The organism is Prevotella illustrans, assembly GCF_017426725.1.
Classification (GTDB): domain Bacteria; phylum Bacteroidota; class Bacteroidia; order Bacteroidales; family Bacteroidaceae; genus Prevotella; species Prevotella illustrans.
The window spans coordinates 1-7960 of the sequence record NZ_JAERMS010000065.1; the positions used below are offsets into that span (position 1 = coordinate 1).

4 protein-coding genes are annotated in these 7960 nt (G+C 43.7%); all 4 read left to right on the forward strand.

Going from position 1 to position 7960, the window contains the following annotated elements; translation table 11 throughout:
- The first annotated feature begins 350 nt into the window (after window positions 1-350).
- Complete coding sequence (locus JHU38_RS11955; protein WP_107580948.1) at window positions 351-1550, forward strand: TlpA family protein disulfide reductase; 1200 nt, start codon at window positions 351-353, stop codon at window positions 1548-1550.
- Window positions 1551-1598: 48 nt separating this feature from the next.
- Entirely contained in the window at window positions 1599-3107 is a 1509-nt protein-coding gene (locus JHU38_RS11960; RefSeq protein WP_107580949.1) for a sialidase family protein, read from the forward strand.
- 119 nt (window positions 3108-3226) lie between these two features.
- Window positions 3227-6274 (forward strand): SusC/RagA family TonB-linked outer membrane protein, encoded by a 3048-nt coding sequence (locus tag JHU38_RS11965; RefSeq protein WP_207859398.1) that lies wholly within the window; start codon window positions 3227-3229, stop codon window positions 6272-6274.
- 60 nt (window positions 6275-6334) lie between these two features.
- Complete coding sequence (locus JHU38_RS11970; protein WP_107580951.1) at window positions 6335-7849, forward strand: RagB/SusD family nutrient uptake outer membrane protein; 1515 nt, start codon at window positions 6335-6337, stop codon at window positions 7847-7849.
- Window positions 7850-7960 lie beyond the last annotated feature (111 nt).

Below are 7960 nucleotides of genomic sequence, written 5' to 3' on the forward strand. Positions count from 1 at the left end.
AATGATTTGATGCAACTTGTATGCGTTTTCACAAAAATTATTTAGGACACTATTGCTTATTAACCCTAAAATATGAACTGTAATAAGAAAACAAATATAGTTAAGTATTTTCTTCCTCAAAATTAGCATACTATAATTAGTATAACGCTTCTTTATCTTAAAAATAAATATTTTTCTTAAAAAGAATACAAAACCGTTGTAGCGTGTTTCATTTTTTTTGTATGTTTACCGCCAAATAGATTTGTCATCTAATCCAGACACCTCACATAGCCAACCATGAAAAAGAGAAAGTTTCTCTTTGGTTTCATTCTAATTTCACTGAAATTTCATTTATTAAAATTTATAAGACTATGATTAAAAATTCGTTCAAATTGGTATTAGCACTCTTGTTGCTATCGCCTATGTGTGCTTTCGCACAAAAAACAGTAACTATCAAAGGCCATGTAAAGTTTATCAGTGATGATTTTAAAATCAGCGTTTACCAATATTACGGTACGGGGAAGAAAGTTTTGGCAGAGACAATGGTTGATCCTGCCACACAAAACTACAGCTTGACTGTGCCCGTAGAAGCGCCTGGAGAAGCGTTTGTAGACTGCGGAGAATGGCAAGATGTCAACATATGGCTGGAAGATGAAAACCTGAATATTGATTTCAGAGGCGAAGACACGGCCAAAATCAAGATAAAAAATCCGCCTTTTGTCTATATCAAAGGTGGTAAGAATAATGAACTGATGAATCTTCTCAACTTTATGGCGTATCGCAATTACCAGGCGATGATAGCTTATTCGCAGAAGACCTACACAGCGAAATTTGCCGATGAGGAAAATAGAAAAGAGCTGACCATGTCGTTATACGATTTCATGGACGACGACTTCAAAGCCTATTGCCGCTATTTCGTGGAGTACTATGCCGATCGCAACAGCGTGATGGCTGCCATTTCAAGATTGAATTACGACGAGAACAAAGAACTGATCGAGAACACATTGACCCGATTGGCGGCCGTTTCGCCTGTTGCTAAGCAATTATCGGACAACTATCGTAAGGAGGTGGCCGAACAGAAGATGCGTACAGAACGTGTGAAAGTCGGTGCCGTAGCTCCCGAATTTGAGGCCAAAGACGCCAAAAACAAAACGATAAAACCGGCAAATTTCAAAGGCAAGGTGTTGGTGATAGATTTCTGGGCCAGCTGGTGCGGTCCGTGCCGACAGGAAATTCCTAATTTGAAGAAGTATTACGAAGAGTTCAAAAACAAGGGAGTAGAGTTTTTGAGCGTTTCTATCGATGCTAAGAAAGAGGCATGGATGAAAGCCATGAAAGAAGAAAACATGGCATGGAAACAAGGTTGGGTAACAGATGCCGGAAAAGAAGTGATGGATTTATACCAGTTCTCAGGTATTCCGTTCATTCTGATCATCGATAAAGAAGGCAAAATCTATAAGAAAAACGTCCGCGGAGAAGAGATTCGTCAAGGCATTGCTGATGTTTTGGCCGGAAAAGCGGCTCAGCCGAAAGAGACCATTAGTATCAGCATGGGTGCAATGAGCATGTAATCATTGCCTTTTACCTACATAATTATTCACCATTCAACACAAGTTATTATGAGCGTTAAGAATTTATTTTTCGTGGCACTTGCTTGTGCAGGAATCGCTTTTTCCTCTTGTTCAAAAGAGGAGGACGAGCCGGTTGTCGGTATCGTATCGGGAAGTATCACCCCGCTTGGCAGCCCTCTTGCCTATAAATTGGAACCGAAAGGCGCCGGCGTTTTAGAGAATACGAATGATAGTGTGGCATGGGATGTGACGGATGTTGCTCTATCCGAGGCTACCGTGAAGCTCGATCCTACGCTTGATGCGACTATTTTGTACAATAATCAGCCCGTAGGAGCACAGGGGGTTGTTGTCAACGCGACATCCGCTGTCAGCTTTACGGTAAAAGGTTCGACCGGAAAAACAAAAGTCTATACCCTGAATATTGTTCGTACAAAGAGTGCAGAGATTGGTTTTAAAAAGAAAGCATCGTCGTTCAACGGACTGCCTTCTAAGATCGTATGGATGGACGTAACTTCGTTCAAAGGTAAGTTTTACGCGCTTGTCATTTCGACAAAGTCTACGGCTAGCAAATCGCCCGACACCACGGAAGAATTATATCAGCTATTCAATTCGGTCGACGGACTGGCCTGGAGTGAAGTTCCTTATACCGTGACAGGTGCCAACGACGTCATTGGAGGTGAAGGAGCACGTTTGGTAACATTTAAAGACAAACTCTACGTTTTAGGTGGTATGCGCACTTTGGGTAAGGATAAGTTCGGCAATCCGGCAGAACTGGAAGATGGATGGTTCGGCCCCTCGCCCGTCATCAAGCAGTGGCGCTCATATGTATCTACAGACGGCACGAACTTTGAAGCACTTCTTCCCAAAACAAAGATTAAGAAAAATGGTGAGGAAATAAATCCGGAAAATATGTACGTGTATAACAATCCTTACGCAACACTAACAACCTTTGGCGATAAATTATACGTTCATGGCGGATACACCATTGGATTCGGTATGATACAAGGCGCCAACAATACGCTCTCAACATCCGATGGAATGACCTGGGAAGTACTGACCACAACGGTTGTTGATGAAGCGAAGCTGACTATTCCTACTATTGGCACCAACTTGTTTGTATTTAAAAACAAACTATATATGGTGGGTGGCTTTAGTAGTTATATCGATCCTAAAAACATGAAAAATGGTGTTTTTTCATCAACAGACGGTACCACATGGAAACTCGAGGCCGAAACTGTCGATGGTTTCAAGAATCTGTATCAGTCAAAGGTCGTTGTCAATAACAACATTATTTATCTATTCGGAGGCGAAACTTTAGGCGCAGACGGTGAAACACGCATTCTCAGCGATGTCGTTTACCGCTCTACCGATGCTATTCATTGGACTCCGCTCATTGTTCCGAAATCATTTGCCGGGACTCGTTGTGCTTCTTCGGCTCTTATGGGCCAGGCAGTCTGGTTCTTCGGAGGCTATAGCAGTGTATCAAGCGGTTACTATGCCTGCCCAACAGTGAATGATATTTACGGATCCGATACCTGGAACGCATTTTTTAAGTAACAGTTTTGTCACATAAGGTTTTCCTCTTTTCATATCATTTTGGAAAGAGGAGCCTTTTGATATATCTAAACATGAAAAGAGGAACCTTTATACTTTTGTTTGTTTTGACACAGTCTATAATGCTTTTCGCACAGAAAAAGACTGTCAGTGGTAATGTCGTAGACAAGAACGGGAATCCCATAGAGTTGGCTACCGTCAGACTGAAAGACAACACGGCTTATACATCTACCAACGCTTCCGGCGCCTATTCGATAACAGTTTCGAAAGGTGATACTCTTTACTATAGCATGCTGGGGTATGAAATGCAGCGCAAAATCGTCGGAAAATCCGACCGAATAGATGTGGTGATGCACGAAAGCAAAGACGTCATGTTGGCCGATCTTGTAGTAACAGGATATAGTAAACAAGAGCGCCGAGACCTTACAGGAGCGGTATCTTCCGTCAAACTTGCCGACGAGATATCCTTTCAGTCTATCGATCAGATGCTGCAAGGGAAGGCTCCCGGCGTCTTTATGTCTACCTCATCGGGCGCATTGGGTTCGGCCAACGTTCTGACGATTCGCGGAATCAGTTCCATCATGGGTGACAACAATCCGTTGTATGTCATCGATGGCGTACCTATCTACGGAACAGATCGCTCATCCAATTCAACCGATATTTCTGGCGGAGCTATCTCGGCCACATCTATGGTGGGCATGCAGACGGGCGGTGGCTCATTAAAATATAACACCGAGTTGAAATACTCTTTCGAAAAGAACCCACTGGCGACCCTCAATCCCGACGATATCGAATCCATCGAGATCCTGAAAGACGCGTTTGCCACGGCCATTTACGGGGCGAGAGGAGCATCGGGAGTTATCCTCATCACAACAAAGAAAGGCAGTAAAGACCGCCCACGCATCAATATCAATTACACATTGGGAATAGATCAGCCACTTGGAAAACTGAAATTGTTGAACGGCAAACAATATTCGCAAATCTATTCCAATTATTTCAACGGCCAGAATTTTCCGCCCTCGTATGATACAGACTGGCTGGATGCAATCACACGAACAGCAGTCAGCCACAATGTATCGGCTTCTTTTTCCGGCGGTTCACAGAAAACGACTTATTTCTTGAGTTTAGCCGCTTCAAATAATCAGTCGTATGTCATCAACAACGACATGCAACGTTATTCGGCCCGACTTAATCTGAACACAAAACTCACGCCGAAACTCGATCTGTCTGTGAATGTTTCCATTTCCCGCTTAAACAACAATGCACTGCAAGCGCCGGAGATTTATGCCGCGGCAATCAAAAAAGCGCCCAACCTTCCAATCTATGGCGAAGATGGAAAATATTACTACGGTTTTGCCCCGAACAGCAAAGGTGACCCTGAAACCTACAATCCTGTGGCACAAGCCTATATCAACGACGAGGGAAGCGAGGACACACGAGTGATCGGCAATACCTATCTGGAATGGCATCCGGTGAGTTGGCTCACTTGGCGCACGGAATTGGGAACAGACATGTACAATGTTTTTTCTTCTATTCGGAAAGGCGCTTTGCCGGAACATGTTAAAGGAGTGGCAGGCAACCAAGCGCAAGAGACAACCAAGTTGAACCTTAAATATGTTATTACCAACACATTGAACATCAACAAGATTATAGGCAATCATTTTTTCCAAGGCGTCTTCGGCCAAAGCTATGAATACGTTCGCGACCGAATCAACTCGGTAGCAGGAACCAATTTCTTCAGCCCCGACCTTATCGGTGTAGGCGCAGCACAGAGTAAACGTGTCATCAGCGCGTACTCTATGAAGTCCGCTTTGTTTTCAGCTTTTGCCCGTCTTAATTATCAATGGCAAATGAAATACATGCTGGGATTGACCTATCGCGTGGACGGCTCTTCGCGTTTTAATCGCAATCATCGCTATTTAGGGACACCATCGGTCAGTATAGGTTGGCGATTATCTAACGAAAACTTCTTCAGAGAAGCATTTCCTTTCATCAATGAAGCCAAGTTAAGAAGTTCATTCGGTCTTTCCAGCAAAGACGGTAACAACAGTTACTATGGAGCACAGGCCACATATAAATTGAACACACTGACCACGTACGGAGGCCTTAACTACCTGCAAATGTCTCAACCCGGTAACGAAAACCTGAACTGGGAACACACATTCACATGGAATGCAGGATTGGATATAGAAGCATTGAAGAGCAGAATCAAGCTGACATTAGACTATTATTACAAGAAAACGACCAATATGCTCTTTTCGTCCAATCTCCCTCTTTATACCGGTTATACCAAAGAAAACCAGAATATAGCGGATATGATGAACACGGGAATCGACTTTCAGATCATCAGCGACAACATTATATCCAAAAACTTCCAATGGCAGACCATCTTCAACATTTCCTCGGCGACCAACAAAATCCTGAAATTAAACTTTGAAGGAAACCAACTCGACGAGTTAAACAGTTCATACAAGTATTACCAAGAGGGGAAAGCAGCCGCGCAATGGTATCTTCATCGTTGGGGCGGGGTTGATCCTGAGTCGGGAAACCCACTATGGATTTATGCAGACGGTAGCGTTTCGACCGTGCCTCCTGCATCGCAAAACGCCACTTCGCAACTCAATAAGTTTGTCTATGGCACGGCTATGCCGACTGTTTACGGTTCTATCACCAACTCATTCAGCTACCGAAACTTCGAACTTGACATATTTTTCAACTACGCTTTGGGCAGTCACATGATGAACAGCACGCGCGCCACCTTGCTTACTTATACGCAAGAGGCTAACAATCTGTCATCGGAAATCATGAACCTATGGCAGTTGCCGGGTCAAAAGACAGACATACCCAAGCTGAAAAATACTTCAATCATCGGAGCATACGACTACACCACATCGATTACATCAAGCCGTTTCTTGGAGAATAATTCATACATACGACTTAAAACGCTTACCTTGGCTTATCGTTTCCCGCAAACATGGCTCAAGCGTTCCAAGCTATGTAGGCAGTTACGGCTATACTTCACGGCCACAAACCTCTTCACTTTAACAAAATATAGCGGTTTAGATCCTGAAGTAAGTGCCTTCGGTTCGTCAGCCACATTATCGGGCTACGACAATAGCACCATGCCTTCGTCGCGCAGTATGCAATTCGGTTTAAGCGCAACATTCTGATAAATGCAACTTAAACGCAAACAAATGATAAGAGTTTTCAATCACTAACGATCAATCGATATGACTATCAAATATATACAAAACAGTATTATCCTTGGACTGACTATCCTCATGACCGCTTGCGGATTAGACTTGGAACCGGAGAATACATACGTAGACGAAAAAGTGTACCGCAATGAGAAAACCGCTCTGGCAGCCTTGGTCGGTAACTATGTCAGGCTGAACGTCTTTCTAAGCGGCGCACCTCAAGACCAAAACAATTATTCAAACTCGGGCTATACCTTTGAATTAGGAGATTTGGCAACCGACAATCTAAAAGTAAGAGCTACCTCTCCTACCTTTGTTGCTGTTGAAAAGAGCCAATATACATCCAATGAACACGATAATTTCTTATATCAAATCTGGCATTGGGGATATAACGCCATCGACTATTCCAATAATATTATTCGGGGAGTTACACAATACGGACAATACGCGGAGCCCATCAAACGCCAGCATATAGCTGAAGCGAAATTCATCAGAGCTTACGTTTATTTCCAACTTCTGGCTATATTTGGCGATCAGGCTTTATTAGGAAACGATGCTGCCGACGGAGTTGTACTCACCCTTGACCCTTACAGCGGCTATAATCCTAAGAACTCAAAAGGAAGAAGTACGAACGCCGAATGTTGGCAGCAGATTATCAAAGACCTGACAGAGGCGCTTCCCGATTTGCCCGAAGCCGTCCCCGCGGCCTCATCACGTGTCAGGGCGACAAAGAGCGTGGCCCAAAGTCTGCTCAGCAGAGTGTATCTATACAAGGCATCTTACAAAGGCAATCAAGAAGAACTGAAGCTATCAGCCGATTACGCCCATGCTGTTCTCCAAAATACGGCTTACCAATTCTCTTCATCATCAAGCGAATATTCAAACAATCTCTTCCCTTCCAATGAGTTTTCGCAAGGTGGCAGCCATCCCGACCCGACAACATACAGTACGGAACTCATCTTTTTTGAACCAAGCAGAATATACGCCAAGCGCTATCCTAATGGTATGGCATACTATCGCAAGATTAGTTTTTATATCCCACAGACGGCCATTGATTGTTATGAAGCTGATGATGTGCGACGAACGGATTTGATCAGACATGGCTCAACAAGTGATAATCCCAACGATTACACGACAACCAAATACTACGGAGGCAAGTACGACGACGTTATCTACCTTCGTTTGGCCGAAATCAAGCTAAACTATGCCGAGGCGCTTGTGCGATCTTCCAACTCCATTTCTCAAGAAGCCATCGACCAACTCAATGACGTTCACCAACGCGCATTCCCCAATGACAAGAAGCCTGCATTATATACCGCCGCCGACTTCCCGACAACAGAAGCCTTGCTCCGTGCGATCTTGAAAGAACGCCGCATGGAATTGGCTTATGAAGGTCAATATCGCTGGGATCTGATGCGTACCAATAATTTGCTTGGAGACGCCACACTCGGTGCTATTGCTCCCAACCGCTGGAATCTTCCCGTACCCGAATACGAAATACGTATAACGGATGGCTTAATCAAACAAAACAGCGGATACAATCAATAAGCATTTACAATAAGTGAATAAACATTAAGGAGAAATAGGAAATAAGAGATATCAGAATATTGCTGTCCGGTAAACATTTTTGTTATATAAAAGTTAAGGGCTAAAATCCTC

Excerpts from the sequence above, each read along its gene's own strand:
- JHU38_RS11955 (WP_107580948.1), top strand. The coding sequence starts at position 351 with ATGATTAAAAATTCGTTCAAATTGGTATTAGCACTCTTGTTGCTATCG.
- JHU38_RS11960 (WP_107580949.1), top strand. The coding sequence starts at position 1,599 with ATGAGCGTTAAGAATTTATTTTTCGTGGCACTTGCTTGTGCAGGAATC.
- JHU38_RS11970 (WP_107580951.1), top strand. The coding sequence starts at position 6,335 with ATGACTATCAAATATATACAAAACAGTATTATCCTTGGACTGACTATC.
- JHU38_RS11965 (WP_207859398.1), top strand. The coding sequence starts at position 3,227 with ATGCTTTTCGCACAGAAAAAGACTGTCAGTGGTAATGTCGTAGACAAG.